Consider the following 18,234-nt stretch of genomic DNA (forward strand, 5'->3'; position numbering starts at 1 on the left):
AAGAGCGTGCCCGGGATGTCGCGGATGGTCGGACCGTCGCCCTGGGCGTTCTTGGCCAGTGCCGACGTCGGCTGTCCGAACGAGACCGCGGTGAACGCCTTGCGCTCGGCGGATTCCTCGGTCTGCGGTCCGGCGCCGTCGCCCTTGAGCAGCACTCGCACGTCCCCTGACCGGTCCACGACGGCCACGGTCACTCGCTGTCCTTCGCGCTCCGCCGCGTCGAGCGCGGCCTGCGCGGCACGGGTGGCGGCGTCGACGTTCAGCACGCTGGTCTGCACCACGGCCGCCGAAGCGGGCGGCTGTGGTTTCCGGTCCTGCGCCTGGGCCGCGCCGATCCCGGTGGCGATCGCGACGGTCGCGAGACCGGCCGTCATACCGAGGACGAGCCGGGTGCGGGGGAGCTTCGCGTTCATGGGGATTCCTCTTTCGGAAGGGGTCGTTCGTTGCTCCATCGACTCTCGTCCCCGGCTCGACCTGGCGAATCGGGTATGCGGTGGTGGATCCGGCATCGTCCGGTCGGTAGGGGCATCAACCGAACGATTGATGCGGCGGGACCCCTCTCCCCGCCTACGATCATCCGAGACGAAGGGAGGACCGGAATGAAGCCGCGCATCGAAGCGGAGAACGCACTGCACGCCGCCATGCACGCCGGGTTCTTCCTGCTGCTGGCCGCGTCGGTGGCCCAATTCGTCTCCGGGCACGGGTTGAGCGGCGCCACCCCGCTGATCCTCGTGCTGACCGGTGCGCTCGCGCTGGTCTACGTGGTGGGGGTGCTGAGCTGGCCCGTGCTCCACAAGGGACTTCCGGTGTGGCTCGGCACGGTGATCGCGATCTGGCTCGCCCTGGTGGTGGCGGCGCCGAGCTTCTCCTGGTGCGCCGTGCCGTTGTTCTTCGTCTGCCTCCGGGTGCTGCGGCGCCGGATCGTGGTCGTGGTGGTCGTCGTGCTGACCGTCGCGATCATCCTCGCCCGGCTCCGGATCGCGGAGGGGTTCGATCCGAGCATCGTGCTCGTGCCGATCGCCGTCGCGCTGATGGCCACGATGACCTTCCTGCAACTCGACCGCGATCGGGCACAGCTGGGAAAGCTCGTCGGGGACCTCCTCAAGACCAGGGTGGAACTCGCGGAGACCCAGCATCGAGCCGGGATGATGGAGGAAAGGGAGCGGCTGGCGCGGGAGATACACGACACGCTCGCCCAAGGGCTTTCGAGTATGCGGATGCTGCTGCAGGCGGCGATCCTGGCGTGGGATTCGGACCCGGAACTCGCCAAGGGGCACGTGTCGCGCGCCGTCGAGGCGACGGGCGACAACCTCGGTGAGGCGCGCCGGTTCATCCGTGACCTGGGTTCGCCGCGGCTCGACGGCACGGACCTCGCCGAGTCGTTGCGCGACCTCGCGGGGCAGGCCGGCGCCGCGTCCGGGCACCTGGTGCGGTTCGAGACCAGCGGGGAGCCGTATCCGTTGGAGCCGGAGGTGGCGGTCGGGCTGTTGCGGGTCGCGCAGAGCGCCCTGGCGAACGTGAGTGAACACGCCTGGGCCCGGGAAGCCGCTGTCACCCTCACCTACCTGGCGGGCAAGGTCGTCCTCGACGTCCGGGACGACGGCGCCGGCTTCGATCCGGCCGCGGCGCGCCCGAGCGGGGAGCGGGGGCACGGACTGCGGATGATCGGCGAGCGGGTGGCCGACCTCGGTGGTGAACTGGTCGTCGAGAGCGCACCGGGAGAGGGCACCGCGCTCGCGGTCACCGTGCCCACCAGGAGGACGCGATGACGGTCCGGGTACTGGTCGTCGACGATCATCCGGTGGTGCGGGCGGGAATCACCGCGCTGCTGGCCGGGGAGGCCGGCATCGAGGTGATCGGCGAATGTTCCGGAGCCGAGGAGGCCTTCCGGTTCGTCGCGGCACGGAAGCCGGACGTCGTGCTGATGGACCTCCAGCTCGGTGCGGGGCCGGACGGGGTGGAAGCCACCGAACGGCTGACCGCTCTCCCCGACCCGCCGAAGGTCCTGGTGCTCACCACCTACGACGCCGAAATGGACATCACGAGGGCGGTGTCCGCGGGGGCCATCGGCTATCTGCTCAAAGCAGGGCCACCCGAAGACCTCTTCCGTGGCATCCGGGCGGCCGCGCGCGGCGAGACCGCGATGGCACCCCAGGTCGCGGCCAGGCTTTTCGGGCGGATGCGCGATCCGGCGCCCGCACTGAGCGCCCGGGAGACCGAGATCGTCGAGCTGCTGGCCGAAGGGTTGATCAACCGGCAGATCGCCGCCCGGCTGTTCATTTCCGAGGCGACGGTGAAGACCCATCTGGTCCACATCTACGACAAACTCGGCGTCGACAGCCGGGCGGCCGCGGTGGCCGTCGCGGCGGAACGGAGGATCATCCGCATCGAACCCCGCTGATTCCGCCTTGACCTGGAGCGCGCACCAAGACCTAGCGTGCGGGCGATGACAGCGACACTGATCACCGGAGCGAACAAGGGTCTCGGCTTCGAAACCGCCAGGCGGCTCGTCGCCGCGGGCCACACCGTCTACGTCGGGAGCCGTGACGCCGAACGAGGTCGACGGGCAGCCGAAGAAATCGGTGCGAGAGCGATCCACCTCGACATCACCGATGACTGGTCGGTGGGCGCCGCGGCCAAGGCCATCGAGGCCGACGGCGGACTGGACGTACTGGTCAACAACGCCGGTATCGCACCGGAATGGGGTCAGCCCGTGGTCGGCGCCGAGGAGCTGACGGCCGAGCTGACGCGCAGCACCTTCGAGACGAACGTGATCGGCACGATCCGGGTCCTGCACGCGTTTCTCCCGCTGCTGCGGCTTTCCTCGGCTCCGGTCGTGGTGAACGTCAGCAGCGGCCTGGCTTCGCTGAGCCGGGTCCGCACTCCGGGAACGCCTGCGTACGCGTACCCAGGCGTCGCCTATCCGGCGTCGAAAGCGGCGGTCAACATGATCACCGTGCAGTACGCGAAGGCGTTCCCCGAGCTGCGGATCAACGCGGTGGAACCGGGTTTCACCGCGACCGCGCTGAACGGGCACGCCGGGAGCCAGACCGTCGAGCAGGGCGCCGAGATCATCGTGCGGATGGCGCAGGTGGGCACGGACGGCCCGACCGGCGGCTATTTCGACATCGGAGGCGCGCTGTCCTGGTGAGTCCTCCTACCCTGGCAGGACCGGCCACCGAAAGGGCGTGTGATGGCGGAAATGGTCCTGCGGGACGCCGATCGGGACGACGTCATGGCCATCTGCCGTTTCGGCGAGGACCACGTCCGTGCCCATTACGCGCCCTTGATCGGCGTGGAGGCCGCGGACAAACAGGTCCGGATGTGGTGGAACGTGACGAACATCGGCGGCGCCGTCGCCCGGGGTTCGGTGATCGTCGCGGAGGAGGACGGGCGGCTCACCGGAGTCGGCCAGCGTGGTCTCGACGGAACCGACCACGTGATCTACAAGCTCTACGTACACCCGCGTTTTCGTGGTGACGGGCTGGACTCGCGGCTGCTCGAAGCCCTCATCGAGCGGCTTCCCGCCGACGCCGGTCGGCTGTACATCGAGCATTTCGTGGCAAATGAGCGTGCGGGCGCCTTCTACGAACGCGAAGGCTTTGCCGTGGACAGGATCGAGCCGAGTTCGACGGGAGACCCCGCGCTCGCAGTGGTGTGGAGGGTCCGCGATCTGGCTCCTTGACGGAGATTCCAGGCGAGTGGACCGCGAAGCCAGCGATCCACCTGTCGCTGGCCGCGCAGGCGGACGATGACCAGGTCGGGATGGCGGTTCTCCTCGATCACCTTGTGCACGCGCGCCCGGATCATCGGGTGGTAACGCCAGCCGAGTTTGACGATGTGCTCGGGATCGGTGAAGAACGTGTGCAGCGGGCCTTCGACGTTGCCGCCGGCGATCTTCGAGCCGCGGCCGACGCGACGTTTCAGCGTCCGGATGACGACTCGGGTCATGGTCAGGACTCTCGGGTGATCGAGCCAGACCAGCACGTCGAGCCGTCCGGTCATCTGCTCCCGGACCTGTTCGCCCTGCCACTCGATGGCCCACTCGTCCCCGTCGAGGAACTTCAGCACGTCGGCCTGCCAGGTTTCCCGCACCGTCCATCCCGGACCGTGAAAGAACGATTCGAACTCGACGAAGGGAAGACTCATGCGCTCGCACAGGGTGCGCGCGAGCGTCGATTTGCCCGATCCGGCGGGACCCGCCACGGCGACCCGCCGCAGCCGTCGTTCGGGAAGGGGCCCGTCCGGTCCGATGATCCGCATGCCGAGATCCTAAAGGGAGAAACGAGACGGCCCCTACCGATTTCCTTGGCAGGGGCCGTCTTCGTGCGTGCCGCGCCCGGATTCACCACTCGATCGGCACCCGCCTGAGCCGGCCCGCCCCGGCGAGAACCGGGACGGGCCGGCGGATGTCACGAGTGCTGCGAAACGACGGCCGGACGCGCGGCCGCCGCGGTTCCCGCCGTCGGCACCGGAAGGGGATGCGGCGCGATGTCGAGGTCACCGTTCGGAAGGAGGCCGTCGACGAGGTACTCCTTGCCGATCCGCTGTGCCTCCCAGTTGACCATCGCCGGGTGGCTGCCGAACAAACAGTGGGTGCCCGCACCGCGCTCGGTCACCAGCACCGAACTCGGCAGCTGCTTGTGCATCGCGACCGTGTTCGCATACGGCGTCGCGGAGTCCCCTTCGACACCGAAGACCAGGACCGGCGGCAGGTTCTTCCCCGACGGTACGATCCGCTGGTCGTGCACCGGCCAGTTGGCGCAGGCGGACGGGATCGACACGTTGTACCAGGCGAAGTCGCTGGTCTTGGCCAGCTCGGTGAAGTCGCTTTCGATCTTCGTCCGGTCAGTCGGAGCGTCGGAGTCGACACAGGCGATCGAGATCATTCCGGCGATGAAGCTCTCGCCCGCCGCGCCACCCGATGGGGTCGCCCAGTCCAGTACGGCGCGATCGTCGCCGCGCAGCACGTAGTCGGCCATCGCCTTCGCGAGGGGTTCCCAGTAGAGCTCGTGGGAAAGGTTGGCGATGTAGACGTCCATCAGTTCCACCGCGCCGACGTTCTTCGACGGCCCGCGCGGCGCCTTCCGGAAGTCACCGAGCAGCTTCTGCCAGGCCGCGTTCACCTCGGCGTGGGTCTTGCCGAGGTGGAATACGTTGTCGTACTTGGCGATCCAGCTCAGGTAGGCATGTTCACGGGCGACGCCCGCGCTCACCTGACCGGTCGAGTTCCCGTACCACATCTGTGGTTCGACCGGATTCATCGAGCTGTCGAGGATCATCCGGTCGACCCGGTCCGGATACCGCTCGGCATACGCGCTGCCGAGGTAAGTGCCGTAGGAATAGCCCAGATAGCTGATCTTCTCCTCACCGAGCAGTGTGCGCACGCGGTCCATGTCCTGGATCACGTTGCGGCTGCCGGTGTACTTCAGCTGATCGCCGTTCTTCTCCGCGCACGAGCGGGCGAAGGCCTTCCAACGCTCCCAGCTCTTGTCCCGCTCTTCGGGCCGGTCCGGGTCGGGCTGCAGCTGACGCCAGTAGTCCTCGCCGACGCAGCTGAGCGGGTTGCTGTGGCCGGTGCCGCGGGAATCGAGGCCGACGATGTCGTAGGCCTCGAGCACCTCCTTGGGAAGCCGGGTGTACCCGGTCGCGTTCGGAAGGGACAGTTTGCCCGCCTGCATCACCGCCGAACTCGCCGGGCCGCCGGGATTGACGAACAGCACGCCGCGACGTTTGGCCGGGTCGGTGCTGGCGTGTTTCGAAACGAGCACGTCCATCCGCGCGCCGAATGGCCGCGAATAGTCGAGCGGGACGTTGACCGTCGCGCATTTCAACGCCGGATATGCCTGGGCGACATCCGCCGGACAGGCTCCGAAGTCGAGCTGTGAATCGGCATGCGCCGGTGTACTGACGACCGCCGCGGTGCTCAAGGTGAGCAGCGCGGACAGGCCGATGGTGAGGAGTTTCCTCATTCGAACCCCCAGTTCGATCGGACCCGTGGACTGTAGCGAGAACAGTGACGTCTGTCCGGAAAACCGCCATGACGGCGAATTCGCAGACACTTACTCGAAAAGTAAGGCGAAAATCGGATCACCTAAGTCGATGCCGCCGGGTATGGATTCCGCCGCGTCCTGAGTGTGGGCGTGCCGATCCTGCCATGCCGGGTTCAGAGTTCTTGGGCGAGCGGCCTCGATGCTCGCGGTGGACAACACACAGGACCTCGCATCGAACAGACGCCTTTCCTTGGCAGCAAAGGAACCCGCGGTCGCGACCACAGGTTCCTTTGCTGCCAGAAGCCATCCCCCGCCGCATCGGACGCGGCGAGGGATGGCCAGAACGAATCAGATGGTGACGCAGTTCCCGGCGTAGAGGCTGCCGTCGGCGTCCCAGAAGCGGTTGCACCAGAGCTGGCCGTCACGCACCGTGATGCCAGTGTTCACGCTGAACCGCTGGTCGTGCTCCCACCATTGGGTACCGCTGTTGACGCGGTAGTTGTCCACGTACAGTTCCCAGTGGCCGTAGCGCCGGGGCCGGTTCAGGTACGCGCCGAAATTGTTCGACCGGCAGTCACTGCCCCAGGAGACCTCCCCGGTCGTGCCGTAGCCGCTGTAGCTGTCGTTGCCAGGGCAGGAAACCTGCACACTGGCGGGCGCCGCGGCGGCGGGAGCCGCCAGGGACAACACTGAAGCGGCCGCCAGGAGCAACGCGGCTGCGTACTTCTTCATAGGACCCCCAAGCCCGAGAATGACCAAGATTCTCCTCAAATTAGAGGAATCGGCTGTCGGCCTGCTGTCACTCCGCTGCCGTCGTCGAGGAGCACACGTCAAAGGTGTCGAGGACGGGAACAAGGCGAGCGGCACCGTGGAACGCCGCGCCGAGCGCCGAAGCGGCCATGCTCACGGGTGATGAAGAGGATGTTTCCGCGTTCGTGCGGTGAGGCGTTGTCGAGCGTATGTCACCTGACGGCGAAGCTCGGATCGAAGAGCTGCCCGGGATGTCGCGGCCGTGACAACGAGAAGGATGCCGTGTTCGACATCGTTCTGTTCTATCTGGGGGAGTGCCCTCGGCAGGATTCGAACCTGCGACACCTGCCTCCGGAGGGCAGTGCTCTATCCCCTGAGCTACGAGGGCGTTGCCGCCTGGGCGACGTGGGAAGCTTAGCGCATCCCGTCCAGCGGTCTCGCGCGCGGTGGTCGTTAACCGTGGTGATGCTCGACGATGCGGGCGAGCAGCCGGGTCAGCTGCTCCCGTTCGGCCGGATCCAGAGGCTCCAGGAAGGTGTCCTGCGTCTCGCTGACCAGGCCTTCCAGGTGCTGGAGCCGCTGGGCGCCGGTGCGGGTGAGCGTGATCAGGTTGCGTCGGCCGTCCGCGGGGTCGGGGGCGCGTTCGACATGGCCCGCGTCGGCCAGCTCGTTGATGACGGCGACGACGTCGCTGCGGTCGATACCGGTGGCGCGGCCGAGTGTGGCCTGGCTCGACGGGCCGTTTTCGTCGATCGCCGCGAGGATCCCGTAGTGGTAGCGGCGGGCGCCGCTGCGGGCGAACTCGTCCATCGCGAGCCGGTGGGCCACGGTGGCGGCCTGGTTGACCAGCCAGCTGGCCTTGCTGCGAAGCCGGACGGGCGTGGTGCTCATCGGGGCAGCGTACCGAACCGTTGGCGGAACCAACGAATCCTGCTAGCGTTGGTGGCACCAACGAACTGGAGGGCGTCGTGATCGAGCCGTTCGAAGTGCGGATCCCCGAATCCGCCATCGCCGACCTGCGAGCCCGCCTGCGCGGCACGCGCTGGCCCGAACCGGCCACTGTGGACGATTGGGACCAGGGTGTCCCGCTGGAGTTCGCGCGGGAGCTGTGCCGGTACTGGGCCGAGGACTACGACTTCGGCCTTGCCGGCCGGGGCAACGCCTTTCCCGGCTTCAAGACCACTGTGGACGGTCTGGGGATCCATTTCCTGCACGTCCGGTCGCCGGAGCCGGACGCGATCCCGCTCGTCCTCACGCACGGCTGGCCGGGTTCGGTCGTCGAGTTCCTCGACGTCCTCGGTCCGCTGACCGATCCGCGGGCGCACGGGGGCGACCCGGCGGACGCGTTCCACGTCGTGGCGCCGTCGCTGCCCGGGTTCGGCTGGAGTGACAAGCCGGCCGAGACGGGGTGGACGGTCGAGCGCATCGCGCGGGCGTGGGACGAGCTGATGGGCAGGCTCGGCTACGAGCGTTACGCGGCCCAGGGCGGCGACTGGGGCGCCGGGGTGACGAACATGCTCGCCAAGGTGGCCACCGAGCGGCTGATCGGCGTCCACGTGAACATGGCGACCGTCTCCTACGACGCGGGCGTCCTGGGCGATCCGACCGCGGAGGAGCGGGAGGCGATCGCCGATCTGGCGCGGTTCCGTTCGGTCGGTTCCGCGTACGCGCAGCAGCAGGGGACCCGGCCGCAGACGCTCGGCTACGGTCTCACCGACTCGCCCGCGGCGCAGGCGGCTTGGATCGCCGAGAAGTTCTGGGAGTGGACGGACAACGACGGCTCGCCGGAGACCGCGCTGTCCTGGCGTCGGATGCTGGACGCGATCTCCGTCTACTGGTTCACCGGGACGGCGACGTCGTCGGCGCGGATCTACTGGGAGAGCAAGGAGCGGGACACGTCCGAGGTCACGGTTCCGTCGGGGATCTCGATCTTCCCGCGCGAGATCATCCGGCCTTCCCGGCGCTGGGCGGAGCTGCGCTACACCGATTTGCGCTGGTACGAGCAGTTGGCCAAGGGAGGGCACTTCGCCGCCTTCGAGCAGCCCGAGGTCTTCGTCGGCCAGCTGCGGGGGTTCTTCCGGTCACTCCGGTAGCGGTGCGTGGCGGTTTCAGGTTTCGGGAAGGCCCTCCTGGGGGATGGCTTCCTTGTGTGGCTTAAGACATGGTGAACTTAGGCTCACCTGTATTGCACATATGCGCATGTGACAATATATTCGGCCTGTCGACTTCACGAGAGGCGGAGCAATGGGTCACGGGCACGGGCATGGGACGGCCTCGCCGTCGAGCGCGTCAGGCCGTTATCTCAAGAGCCTGACGATCGCCCTGGTCATCGGCGCCGGCTTCATGGTCATGGAGTTCGTCGTCGGGTTCGCCACCGGCTCACTCGCGCTGATCTCGGACGCGGCCCATATGTTCACCGACGTCCTCGGCGTCGGCATGGCGCTGGGCGCGATCATGCTGGCCCGGCGCAGCGGGCCGACCCTCACCCGCACCTTCGGGTTCTACCGGGCCGAGGTGCTCGCGGCGCTGGGCAACGCGATCCTGTTGTTCGGCGTCGCGGGCTACGTCCTTTACGAGGCCATCGGCCGGATCAGCGACCCGCCCGCCGTACCCGGCCTGCCGGTGCTGCTCGCCGCGGCCGCGGGTCTGGTCGCGAACATCGTCTCCTTCATGGTCCTGCGCAAGGGCGCCGAGGAGAGCATCAACGTCCGGGGTGCCTACCTGGAGGTCCTCGCCGACCTGATCGGCTCCGTCGGCGTACTGCTGAGCGGCGCGATCACGCTCCTGTTCGGCTGGCGCTACGCCGACCCGATCATCGGTGTCGCGATCGGCCTGTTCGTCCTGCCCCGCACCTACGCCCTCGCCCGCCGCGCGCTGCGGATCCTGTTCCAGCACGCGCCGAAGGGCGTCGACGTCGCCGGGATCCAGACCGAACTCGGCGCGCTGAAGGGCGTCGAGGACGTCCACGACCTGCATATCTGGACGTTGACTTCGGGGATGGAGGTCGCTTCGGCGCACCTCACGATCGCGCCGACCGTCGAGCAGGCCGCGGTCCTGACCGAAGCGCAGAACCTGCTGGCGAACCGCTACTCGATCGAGCACGCGACCCTGCAGATCGAAGTGCCCCAATGCGCCAAACGCTGCCAGGAACTCTCCTGGTAGCCCTCCCACGACGCGTTTAGTCCTCTGAATGCGGTAGTTGGCAACGCGAACTACCGCATTCAGAGGACTAAACGCGTGAGGGGGAAGGGGGTCAGTCGGGCAGGGGGGCGGCGCCCCGCTCCTGGAGCAGGCCCTTCATCAGGGTGATCTCGGCGCCCTGCGAAACGAGCATGCTCCGCGTCAGCGACTTCACGTCCGCGATGGCGGTGTGATCGTTGCCGTACTGCGCCATCGCCGTCCCGCCGACGTGGTGCCGCAGCATCAGCTGCAGGAAGAAGACGTCCATCTCCTTGCCGGTCAGCGACCGCAGCTTCGCCAGTTCGGCCGACGTCGCCATACCCGGCATCGGAGCGCCGTTCGACGGCTTCATACCGGGTCCGCCGTGCCCGGCGTGGCCGGACATCGGTTCGGTCATCCAGGTCATGTACGCGCCGGTCGTCTGCTCGGGCTGGCCCCAGAGACCGAGCCAGCCCTTCATGCGGCCGACCTGGCCGGTCTGCGTCCGCTCGATGTCGAACGCGAGCGTCTTGATCGCCGGATCGGCCGTATGGTCCCGCGCCCAGCCGGCCATGGTGACCGCCTGGAGGTGGTGCACCGACATGTCCTGCGCGAAACCGACCTCGACCGATCCCGTCCCCGGGGTGCCGGGGGCGGGATCGGTGTCGATCAACCTGGTCGTCAAGGCGCCGAGGCCGAAGCCCACGATCAGCATGACGACCAGGGCGGCCCCGATCACCAGCCAGCGCGACGTCGCCGAGCGCGGTGTCTCGTCGCCGGGTTCGTCGATGTACTGGGGAGCGGGGTCCATCTGGCTCACTTACTTGCTCGCGGGCGCCGACGGCTGGGTGGCCGGGGGCTGCGACGGCTGTCCGGCGCCGGGCTGCCCGTCCTGCTGGGTGCCCGCGGTGCCCTTGTAGTCCATCGGCTTCGCGTCCGGCCCCGGCGGGGTCGCGTCGAACTCGCCCGGTTCGATCTGCGCGTCGCAGGTGGCGTCACGCTCGGGGTACGCGCCGTACGGGTTGGTGCGCAGCGCGGCGATGAACTGGTCGATCCGCTCGTCGGAGGCGCTGTCCAGCTTCAGCTGGTGGCCCCAGGACTGCAGGGAGATCGGCTTGTCCAGGTTCGGGTACGGCGACATCGTCGTGTACGGCTTGCCCTCGACGCGGACCTTCAGCAGGTCGAGCGCCTCGCCGGTGATCTGCTGCGGGTTGTAGGCGATCCAGACCGCGCCGTGCTCGAGACCGTGGACCATGTTCTCGTTGCGGACGGCGTTCGGGTAGACGACGCCGTTGCAGGCGGCCCACGACTGGTCGTGCGGTCCGCCGTAGGGCGGGGTCTTGTCGTAGGCGACGCGCTCGGTGGCCGTGACGTGCACACTGCCCTCGTACGTCGTGGTGGTCACGCCGTTGATCCGCTTGGACGGATCCGGGTCCTGCTGCGAAGGCGCGAAGGCGGCCGCGGCCTCTTCGCGGGTCTTCTGGTCCCGCTTGGGCGCCGAAGCGATCATGTAATAGGTGACCACCGAGGCAGCCAGGGCGACGATCGCGACGACGGCGATGATCGTGCCCCAGGGCGTGCCCTTCTTGGACACGACGGAACTACGGGCGGCCTTCATCGCGTTCTTCGACGACGCGCCCTTTTTTCTGGTTGTCCCGTTAGCCATGGCTCCTGCGTTCTCCGTAGGGGGTGGTCCCTGCGCGGGCCAGTGTAGAGACCGCGCGTCTGATCACCGTGAACAGCGTGAAGATCACCGGCTTGGCTCACACCTTCCGGCGGTCGCTGCGAAGCCCGGACCTGGTCACACCTAGAATTCCACGAGTGACTCCCGCAGCTCTCGCCGACCTGGTCCGTAACTCAGCCGTGCAGGTTCTCACCGCGCGCGGCCTCGACGATTCCGTGCTGCCGGAGAAGGTGACGATCGAACGTCCCCGCAACCCCGAGCACGGCGATTACGCGACCAACCTGGCGTTGCAGGTGGCCAAGAAGGCCGGGATGAAGCCCCGCGACTTCGCCGACGCGCTGGCCGAGGCGCTCGCGGCGACCGACGGCATCGACTCGGCCGAGGTCGCCGGGCCGGGCTTCCTCAACCTGCGGCTCGCCGCCGACGCGCAGGGCCAGATCGTCCAGCAGGTCATCGACGCGGGCGAGCGCTACGGCCTCGGCGACGCGCTGGCCGGCGTCAAGATCAACCTCGAGTTCGTCTCCGCGAACCCCACTGGCCCGATCCACCTCGGCGGTACCCGCTGGGCCGCGGTCGGCGACGCGCTGGGCCGCGTGCTGTCCGCGCAGGGCGGCGAGGTCACCCGCGAGTACTACTTCAACGACCACGGCGCGCAGATCGACCGGTTCGTCCGGTCGCTGATCGCGGCCGCCAAGGGCGAGCCCGCCCCCGAGGACGGCTACGCGGGCGGCTACATCAACGACATCGCCGCCGAGGTCATCCGGCAGGAGCCGAGCGCGCTGTCGCTGCCGGACGACGAGCGCGCCGAGACGTTCCGCCGGGTCGGCATCGAGCTGATGTTCACCGAGATCAAGCAGAGCCTGCACGACTTCGGCACCGATTTCGACGTCTACTTCCACGAGAACTCGCTGCACGAGTCCGGCGCCGTCGGGTCCTCGGTCCAGCAGTTGAAGGACTCCGGGAACCTGTACTTCGAAGACGGCGCCTGGTGGCTCAAGTCCAAGGAGCACGGCGACGACAAGGATCGCGTCGTCATCAAGAAGGACGGCAACCCGGCCTACATCGCCGGTGACCTCGCCTACTTCCAGGACAAGCGCAAACGCGGCTTCGACCTCTGTATCTACATGCTCGGCGCGGACCACCACGGTTACATCGCCCGGCTGAAGGCCGCCGCGGCCGCCTTCGGTGACGACCCCGCCGTGGTCGAGGTGCTGATCGGCCAGATGGTCAACCTGGTCTCCGACGGCAAACCGGTCCGGATGAGCAAGCGCGCCGGCACCGTGATCACCATGGAGGACCTGGTCGGCACCGTCGGCGTCGACGCGGCCCGCTACGAGCTGATCCGTTACTCGGTCGATTCCACTTTGGACATCGACCTCGACCTGCTGCGCAAGCATTCGAACGACAATCCGGTCTATTACGTCCAGTACGCCCACGCGCGGCTGGCGTCCTTGCAGCGCAACGCTTCCGACCTCGGGCTGAAATCGGATGGCGAAGTCGACTTCGGACTGCTTACGCTTCCGGCCGAGGGCGATCTGATCCGCACACTCGGCGAATTCCCGACCGTCCTCCGCCGGGCCGCACAGCTGCGCGAACCGCACCGTGTCGCCCGGTACCTCGAAGAACTCGCCGGTGCGTACCACAAGTTCTATACCGTCGGCCGCGTGCTGCCCCAGGGCGACGAGGAGGCCACCCCCCTCACGTTCGCCCGGCTCGCGCTGTGCGAAGCCGTCCGCCAGGTGCTGGCGAACGGCCTCAACGTGCTCGGTGTCTCTGCTCCGGAACGGATGTAACCCAGAATGGCTCACCCCGCGGGCCCCCGCCACGCCGACGTCTACCCCCACGCCGACGCTTCCGGTTTCCCGCCGTCGAGTCCCGCCGAACTCGACAGGCTCTATCCGAAGGTCTGGCCCCGCAACACCTTCCGCGGAGGGGACGGCGTCGTGCGCATCGCCGGCGTCGACGTCCGCGAACTCGCCGAGCAGTACGGCACGCCGCTGTTCGTGGTCGACGAAGCCGACTTCAAGTCCCGCTGCGCCGACTACGCCGAGGCGTTCGACGACCCGGCACTCGTGCACTACGCGTCCAAGGCGTTCCTGTCCATCGAGATCGCCCGCTGGGTGGCCGAGCAGGGGCTGAGCCTGGACGTCTGCAGCGGCGGCGAGCTCGCCGTGGCGCAGCGCGCGAACTTCCCGGCCGACCGGATCACCTTCCACGGCAACAACAAATCGGTCGCGGAACTCGACGCCGCGGTCGAGGCCGGTGTCGGCACGGTCGTCGTCGACTCCTATTACGAGATCGCGCGGCTGGCCGATGTGGCCGCCCGTAACGACGTCGTCCAGAACGTGCTGATCCGGGTCACGGTCGGCGTCGAGGCGCACACCCACGAGTTCATCGCGACGGCGCACGAGGACCAGAAGTTCGGGTTCTCGCTGGCTTCGGGTGACGCGGCCGAGGCCGTGCGCCGGGTGCTCAACGCGCCGACGCTCAAGCTGATCGGCCTGCACAGCCACATCGGTTCGCAGATCTTCGACGCCGACGGCTTCGAGGTCGCGGCCCGGCGCGTGGTCGGCCTGCTGGCCGAACTCGCCAAGGAGCACGGCACCGATCTGCTCGACCAGATGTCGATCGTCGACCTCGGCGGCGGTTTCGGTATCGCCTACACCGACAAGGACAATCCGCCGCCGCCCGCGCAGATGATCACGCAGATCCGCGAGATCGTCCGCAAGGAATGCGAGTACGCGGGCCTTCCGGTGCCGAAGATCGCCGGCGAGCCGGGCCGTGCCATCGCCGGTCCCGGCACGATCACGTTGTACGAGGTCGGCACCATCAAGGACGTCTCGCTCGGCGATAAGGCCGCGCGGCGCTACGTCAGCGTCGACGGCGGTATGAGCGACAACATCCGTACGGCGCTCTACGACGCGGTGTACGACTGCCGTCTCGTTTCCCGGTCCGCGGACGACGACGGTGACGGCCAGGCCGCCGCCGCGCTGTCCCGGGTCGTGGGAAAACACTGTGAATCCGGCGACATCGTCGTCCGGGACTGCTGGCTCCCCGACACTCTTGCTCCCGGCGACCTGCTCGCCGTGGCGGCCACCGGGGCGTATTGCTACTCGATGGCCAGCGGATACAACCGGCAGCCGCGGCCCGCGGTGGTGGCCGTGCGCAACGGCAGCGCCCGCGTGCTGCTGCGGCGGGAGACGACGGACGACATGCTGCGCCTGGAGGTCTAGCAAGTGTCTACTGTGGACGGACGCGTGATCAGGGTCGCCCTGCTCGGTTGTGGCACGGTCGGCGGTGAGGTGGTTCGGCTGCTCACCGAGCAGGCCGAGGAGCTCGCCGCCAGGGCGGGCGCGCGGGTGGAACTGGCCGGGATCGCGGTGCGGCGCCCCGACAAGCACCCCGAGCTGCCGCCGGAACTCGTGACCTCGGACGTGACGAAGCTCGTCACCTCCGACGACGTCGACGTGGTCGTCGAACTGGTCGGTGGCATCGAGCCGGTGCGCGAATGGCTGATCGACGCGCTCAAGGCCGGGAAATCCGTTGTCACGGCCAACAAAGCGCTGCTGGCCGAGCATTCCGCGGAGTTGTTCGAGGCGGCCGACGCGGCCGGTGTCGACCTGTACTTCGAGGCGGCCGTGGCCGGGGCGATCCCGCTGCTGCGCCCGCTGCGCGAATCGATGGCGGGCGACCGCATCACCCGCGTGATGGGCATCGTCAACGGCACCACGAACTACATCCTGTCCGCGATGGACTCCACCGGCGCCGGTTACGCGGAAACGCTGGAAGAGGCCAGCAGGCTCGGATACGCCGAGGCGGACCCGACCGCGGACGTCGACGGTTACGACGCCGCGTCCAAGGCCGCGATCCTCGCCTCGCTCGCGTTCCACACCCGCGTGACGGCCTCCGACGTGCACCGCGAGGGCATCGCCGACGTCACCGCGTCGGACCTCGCGGCGGCGAACGTACTGGGCCGCACGGTGAAACTGCTCGCCATCTGCGAGCGCGTCACCGCCGACGACGGCACCGAATCCGTTTCGGCGCGCGTGCATCCGGTGATGATCCCGCGCAGCCACCAGCTGGCCGGGGTCGGCGGCGCGTACAACGCCGTCTACGTCGAGGCCGACGCCGCCGGTGAGCTGATGTTCTACGGTCAGGGCGCCGGTGGCGCGCCGACCGCGAGTGCCGTGCTCGGCGACCTCGTCGCGGTGGCTCGAAACCGGGTCGTCGGCGGCCGTGGCCCGCGCGAATCCGCGCACGCCGCGCTCCCGGTCAGGCCGATGGGCCAGACGCCGACGCGGTACCACGTCAGTCTCGACGTGGCCGATCGAGCGGGCGTCCTCGCCCAGGTGGCGCAGGCGTTCGCCGGCCACGGCGTCAGCATCGCCGCCGTGCGCCAGCGGGACGCCAACGACACGGCCAGCCTGGTCGTGGTCACCCACCTGGCCCCGGACGCGGCACTCAAGTCCACTGTGGACGACATTGCCAAGCTCGACGTGGTGAACCAGGTCGTCAGTGTGATGCGTGTGGAAGGCGAAGACCAGTGACCTCCCAGCCCTGGCCCGGAATCATCCAGGCCTACCCCGACCGGATCCCGGTCCCGTCCGGCGCGAAGGTGATCACCCTCGGTGAGGGCAACACCCCGTTGCTGCCCGCGTCGCACCTCTCGGAACTGACCGGTTGCGAGGTCTATCTCAAGGTCGAAGGCGTGAACCCGACAGGGTCCTTCAAGGACCGCGGGATGACCGTCGCGATCACGCACGCGCTCGCCAGCGGGCTGAAGGCGGTCATCTGCGCCTCCACCGGCAACACGTCCGCGTCGGCCGCGGCCTACGCGGCGCGCGCCGGGCTCACCTGCGCGGTGCTCGTGCCGCAGGGCAAGATCGCGATGGGCAAACTCGCCCAGGCCGTCCAGCACGGCGCGCGGATCCTGCAGGTCGACGGCAACTTCGACGATTGCCTCGAACTGGCGCAGAAGACCGCGATCGATTATCCGGTCACCTTGGTCAACTCGGTCAACCCGGTGCGCATCGCCGGCCAGAAGTCGGCCGCGTTCGAGATCTGCGACGCGCTCGGCAAAGCGCCCGACATCCACTGCCTGCCGGTCGGGAACGCGGGCAACATCACCGCCTACTGGGCGGGGTATTCCGAGTACGCCGGTGACGGTGTGGTGAAGAACACCCCGCGTATGTTCGGTTTCCAGGCCGCCGGCGCCGCGCCGCTCGTGCACGGCGAGCCGGTCGCCGACCCGGACACCATCGCGACCGCCATCCGCATCGGCAGCCCCGCCTCCTGGGACGGCGCGATGAAGGCGAAGAACGCGTCTTCCGGGTTGTTCGAGGCCATCACCGACGAGAAGATCCTGGAGGCGTACCGCCTGCTCGCCCGCAAGGAGGGCGTCTTCGTCGAGCCCGCTTCGGCGACCAGCGTCGCCGGCCTGCTCGCGACGGCCGCCGACGGCCGCCTGCCGAAGGGCTCCACCGTCGTCTGCACGGTCACCGGGCACGGCCTCAAGGACCCGGCCACGGCGCTCGAAGGCAACGTGGAGGTCGAGCCTCTCGCCGTCGACCCGACCGCCGTCGCCGCGGCGCTGGACCTGCGATGACGCTGCTCAAGATCAAGGTCCCGGCGTCGTCGGCCAACCTCGGCCCCGGCTTCGACACGCTGGGCCTCGCGCTCGCGTTGTACGACACGGTCGAGCTCCAGATCACCGACGCCGGGCTCAAGATCGAAGTGATCGACGCGGGCGCGGGCGGCGTGGACGACGTCCCGACCGACGAATCGCATCTGGTCGTCCGAGCCTTCCGTCGTGGCTGCGAGCACCTCGGCATCCGGCCGCCCGGGGTGCACCTGCGGTGCTTCAACGCCATCCCGCACGCTCGCGGCCTCGGCTCGTCGGCTTCCGCCGTCGTCACCGGTGTCGCGGCCGCGTACGCGCTGGCAGAGAAGGCCCTGGACGGCGACGCGCTGCAAGTGGCCGCGGAGTTCGAGGGACACGCCGACAACGCCGCGGCGAGCCTGCTGGGCGGCTTCGTGGTCGCCTGGAACGAAGGCGACCGGTTCCGCGCCGAACGCCTCCAGCCGCATCACGACATCCGGCCCGTGGTCGCGATCCCCGCTCTGCGCTCCTCGACCGACGCGACGCGGGGACTGCTCCCCGCGCAGGTCCCGCACGCGGACGCGGCGTTCACCGCCGGCCGCGCGGCACTGGCGGTGCACGCGCTCACGGCGCGCCCCGACCTGTTGCTCTCCGCTACCGAGGACCGGCTTCACCAGCACTACCGGGCGCCCGCGTATCCGGCGAGCAGTGAACTGGTGCGCGCGCTGCGCGCCGAAGGCGTCGCGGCGGCGATTTCCGGAGCGGGTCCGACCGTGCTCGCGCTGACCACCGAGGGAATACTCCCGGCGGGCGTCGACGTTACATCTTTCGACGTCACCGAGCTGCCGATCGATCCGGGCGGCGTTCAGGTTGCGGCTCAGTAAAGCCTCGGTCACATGCGGCGACGCCCATCCCGCCACGCGGGGGGTGGTTGTTGCACCCGGCCGTGGCGCGGTCTACCCTCGGGGGCGTTCGATCACCGTGCGTTTCCGCACCCGGTGCCGGTCCAGGTGACTGTCACGTCCTTGGCCCGCATCCTTCGTTGATCC

General features: G+C 68.6%; 18 protein-coding genes and 1 tRNA gene. 11 read left to right on the top strand and 8 right to left on the bottom strand.

The features are described from left to right. Positions 1-413, bottom strand: a 413-nt coding sequence (locus H5J31_RS27940) for a GlcG/HbpS family heme-binding protein (RefSeq protein WP_181775632.1), incomplete at its 3' end; no start/stop codon positions are given. A gap of 186 nt (positions 414-599) precedes the next feature. Between H5J31_RS27940 and H5J31_RS27945 the strand changes: the two genes are divergently transcribed. The 4 genes from H5J31_RS27945 to H5J31_RS27960 are packed head-to-tail and all read left to right on the top strand — an operon-like array spanning position 600 to position 3,685. Next, positions 600-1,769 carry a sensor histidine kinase gene (locus H5J31_RS27945; protein WP_181775633.1) on the top strand — a complete coding sequence of 390 codons (1,170 nt, stop codon included), beginning with the start codon at positions 600-602 and terminating at the stop codon, positions 1,767-1,769. Beyond that, entirely contained in the window at positions 1,766-2,401 is a 636-nt protein-coding gene (locus tag H5J31_RS27950; RefSeq protein WP_181775634.1) for a response regulator, read from the top strand. The genes H5J31_RS27945 and H5J31_RS27950 overlap by 4 nt, the downstream gene beginning before the upstream one ends. A gap of 45 nt (positions 2,402-2,446) precedes the next feature. After that, the gene (locus tag H5J31_RS27955) at positions 2,447-3,151 is read left to right on the top strand and encodes an SDR family NAD(P)-dependent oxidoreductase (RefSeq protein ID WP_181775635.1); all 705 of its coding nucleotides are present in this window, start codon (positions 2,447-2,449) and stop codon (positions 3,149-3,151) included. Between the two features lie 42 nt (positions 3,152-3,193). After that, positions 3,194-3,685, top strand: coding sequence for a GNAT family N-acetyltransferase (locus tag H5J31_RS27960; protein ID WP_181775636.1), 492 nt, complete (start codon positions 3,194-3,196; stop codon positions 3,683-3,685). Here the strand turns inward: H5J31_RS27960 and H5J31_RS27965 are convergent. From H5J31_RS27965 to H5J31_RS27985, 5 genes are all read right to left on the bottom strand, one after another. Further along, a complete protein-coding gene (locus H5J31_RS27965) occupies positions 3,586-4,263 on the bottom strand; it encodes a P-loop NTPase family protein (RefSeq protein WP_181775637.1) in 678 nt (225 codons plus the stop codon). The genes H5J31_RS27960 and H5J31_RS27965 overlap by 100 nt on opposite strands. 149 nt (positions 4,264-4,412) lie before the next feature. Then, positions 4,413-5,972: an alpha/beta hydrolase gene (locus tag H5J31_RS27970; protein WP_181775638.1), complete on the bottom strand. Its 1,560-nt coding sequence runs from the start codon at positions 5,970-5,972 to the stop codon at positions 4,413-4,415. A gap of 369 nt (positions 5,973-6,341) precedes the next feature. Then, positions 6,342-6,725, bottom strand: a complete 384-nt coding sequence (locus tag H5J31_RS27975; protein ID WP_181775639.1) for a hypothetical protein — start codon at positions 6,723-6,725, stop codon at positions 6,342-6,344. A gap of 333 nt (positions 6,726-7,058) precedes the next feature. After that, a tRNA-Arg gene (locus H5J31_RS27980) sits at positions 7,059-7,131 on the bottom strand. A 65-nt stretch (positions 7,132-7,196) separates the two neighbouring features. Further along, complete coding sequence (locus H5J31_RS27985; RefSeq protein ID WP_181775640.1) at positions 7,197-7,634, bottom strand: MarR family winged helix-turn-helix transcriptional regulator; 438 nt, start codon at positions 7,632-7,634, stop codon at positions 7,197-7,199. Positions 7,635-7,711: 77 nt separating this feature from the next. On the opposite strand from H5J31_RS27985, the gene H5J31_RS27990 reads away from it, so the two are divergent. After that, a complete protein-coding gene (locus H5J31_RS27990) occupies positions 7,712-8,836 on the top strand; it encodes an epoxide hydrolase family protein (RefSeq protein ID WP_181775641.1) in 1,125 nt (374 codons plus the stop codon). A gap of 151 nt (positions 8,837-8,987) precedes the next feature. Beyond that, entirely contained in the window at positions 8,988-9,905 is a 918-nt protein-coding gene (locus tag H5J31_RS27995) for a cation diffusion facilitator family transporter (RefSeq protein ID WP_181775642.1), read from the top strand. A 91-nt stretch (positions 9,906-9,996) separates the two neighbouring features. Here the strand turns inward: H5J31_RS27995 and H5J31_RS28000 are convergent, their stop codons facing one another. Together H5J31_RS28000 and H5J31_RS28005 are read right to left on the bottom strand one after the other, a co-directional pair. Next, positions 9,997-10,713 carry a DUF305 domain-containing protein gene (locus H5J31_RS28000; RefSeq protein WP_181775643.1) on the bottom strand — a complete coding sequence of 239 codons (717 nt, stop codon included), beginning with the start codon at positions 10,711-10,713 and terminating at the stop codon, positions 9,997-9,999. A 9-nt stretch (positions 10,714-10,722) separates the two neighbouring features. Continuing rightward, on the bottom strand, positions 10,723-11,520 hold the full coding sequence (locus H5J31_RS28005; RefSeq protein ID WP_181775681.1) for a DUF3105 domain-containing protein: 798 nt from the start codon (positions 11,518-11,520) through the stop codon (positions 10,723-10,725). Positions 11,521-11,723: 203 nt separating this feature from the next. On the opposite strand from H5J31_RS28005, the gene argS reads away from it, so the two are divergent. The 5 genes from argS to thrB are packed head-to-tail and all read left to right on the top strand — an operon-like array spanning position 11,724 to position 18,069. Next, positions 11,724-13,379, top strand: coding sequence for an arginine--tRNA ligase (gene argS, locus H5J31_RS28010; protein ID WP_181775644.1), 1,656 nt, complete (start codon positions 11,724-11,726; stop codon positions 13,377-13,379). A 6-nt stretch (positions 13,380-13,385) separates the two neighbouring features. After that, positions 13,386-14,819 (top strand): diaminopimelate decarboxylase, encoded by a 1,434-nt coding sequence (gene lysA, locus H5J31_RS28015; RefSeq protein ID WP_181775645.1) that lies wholly within the window; start codon positions 13,386-13,388, stop codon positions 14,817-14,819. A 3-nt stretch (positions 14,820-14,822) separates the two neighbouring features. Continuing rightward, on the top strand, positions 14,823-16,133 hold the full coding sequence (locus H5J31_RS28020) for a homoserine dehydrogenase (protein ID WP_181775646.1): 1,311 nt from the start codon (positions 14,823-14,825) through the stop codon (positions 16,131-16,133). After that, a complete protein-coding gene (thrC, locus tag H5J31_RS28025) occupies positions 16,130-17,191 on the top strand; it encodes a threonine synthase (protein ID WP_181775647.1) in 1,062 nt (353 codons plus the stop codon). The genes H5J31_RS28020 and thrC overlap by 4 nt, the downstream gene beginning before the upstream one ends. Beyond that, a complete protein-coding gene (gene thrB / locus H5J31_RS28030) occupies positions 17,188-18,069 on the top strand; it encodes a homoserine kinase (RefSeq protein ID WP_181775648.1) in 882 nt (293 codons plus the stop codon). The genes thrC and thrB overlap by 4 nt, the downstream gene beginning before the upstream one ends. The last annotated feature ends 165 nt before the right edge of the window (positions 18,070-18,234 follow it).

The sequence above is a fragment of the Amycolatopsis pittospori genome (genome assembly GCF_013870525.1).
In the GTDB taxonomy this organism is placed as follows: Bacteria; Actinomycetota; Actinomycetes; order Mycobacteriales; family Pseudonocardiaceae; genus Amycolatopsis; species Amycolatopsis pittospori.

What these genes read in the sequence shown, in the direction of transcription:
- H5J31_RS27975 (WP_181775639.1), bottom strand. Translation starts at nt 6,725, where the DNA reads ATGAAGAAGTACGCAGCCGCGTTGCTCCTGGCGGCCGCTTCAGTGTTG.
- H5J31_RS27955 (WP_181775635.1), top strand. Translation starts at nt 2,447, where the DNA reads ATGACAGCGACACTGATCACCGGAGCGAACAAGGGTCTCGGCTTCGAA.
- H5J31_RS27970 (WP_181775638.1), bottom strand. Translation starts at nt 5,972, where the DNA reads ATGAGGAAACTCCTCACCATCGGCCTGTCCGCGCTGCTCACCTTGAGC.
- H5J31_RS27960 (WP_181775636.1), top strand. Translation starts at nt 3,194, where the DNA reads ATGGCGGAAATGGTCCTGCGGGACGCCGATCGGGACGACGTCATGGCC.
- H5J31_RS27965 (WP_181775637.1), bottom strand. Translation starts at nt 4,263, where the DNA reads ATGCGGATCATCGGACCGGACGGGCCCCTTCCCGAACGACGGCTGCGG.
- thrB (WP_181775648.1), top strand. Translation starts at nt 17,188, where the DNA reads ATGACGCTGCTCAAGATCAAGGTCCCGGCGTCGTCGGCCAACCTCGGC.
- H5J31_RS27995 (WP_181775642.1), top strand. Translation starts at nt 8,988, where the DNA reads ATGGGTCACGGGCACGGGCATGGGACGGCCTCGCCGTCGAGCGCGTCA.
- H5J31_RS28005 (WP_181775681.1), bottom strand. Translation starts at nt 11,520, where the DNA reads ATGAAGGCCGCCCGTAGTTCCGTCGTGTCCAAGAAGGGCACGCCCTGG.
- H5J31_RS27950 (WP_181775634.1), top strand. Translation starts at nt 1,766, where the DNA reads ATGACGGTCCGGGTACTGGTCGTCGACGATCATCCGGTGGTGCGGGCG.
- H5J31_RS28000 (WP_181775643.1), bottom strand. Translation starts at nt 10,713, where the DNA reads ATGGACCCCGCTCCCCAGTACATCGACGAACCCGGCGACGAGACACCG.
- lysA (WP_181775645.1), top strand. Translation starts at nt 13,386, where the DNA reads ATGGCTCACCCCGCGGGCCCCCGCCACGCCGACGTCTACCCCCACGCC.
- H5J31_RS27945 (WP_181775633.1), top strand. Translation starts at nt 600, where the DNA reads ATGAAGCCGCGCATCGAAGCGGAGAACGCACTGCACGCCGCCATGCAC.
- H5J31_RS27985 (WP_181775640.1), bottom strand. Translation starts at nt 7,634, where the DNA reads ATGAGCACCACGCCCGTCCGGCTTCGCAGCAAGGCCAGCTGGCTGGTC.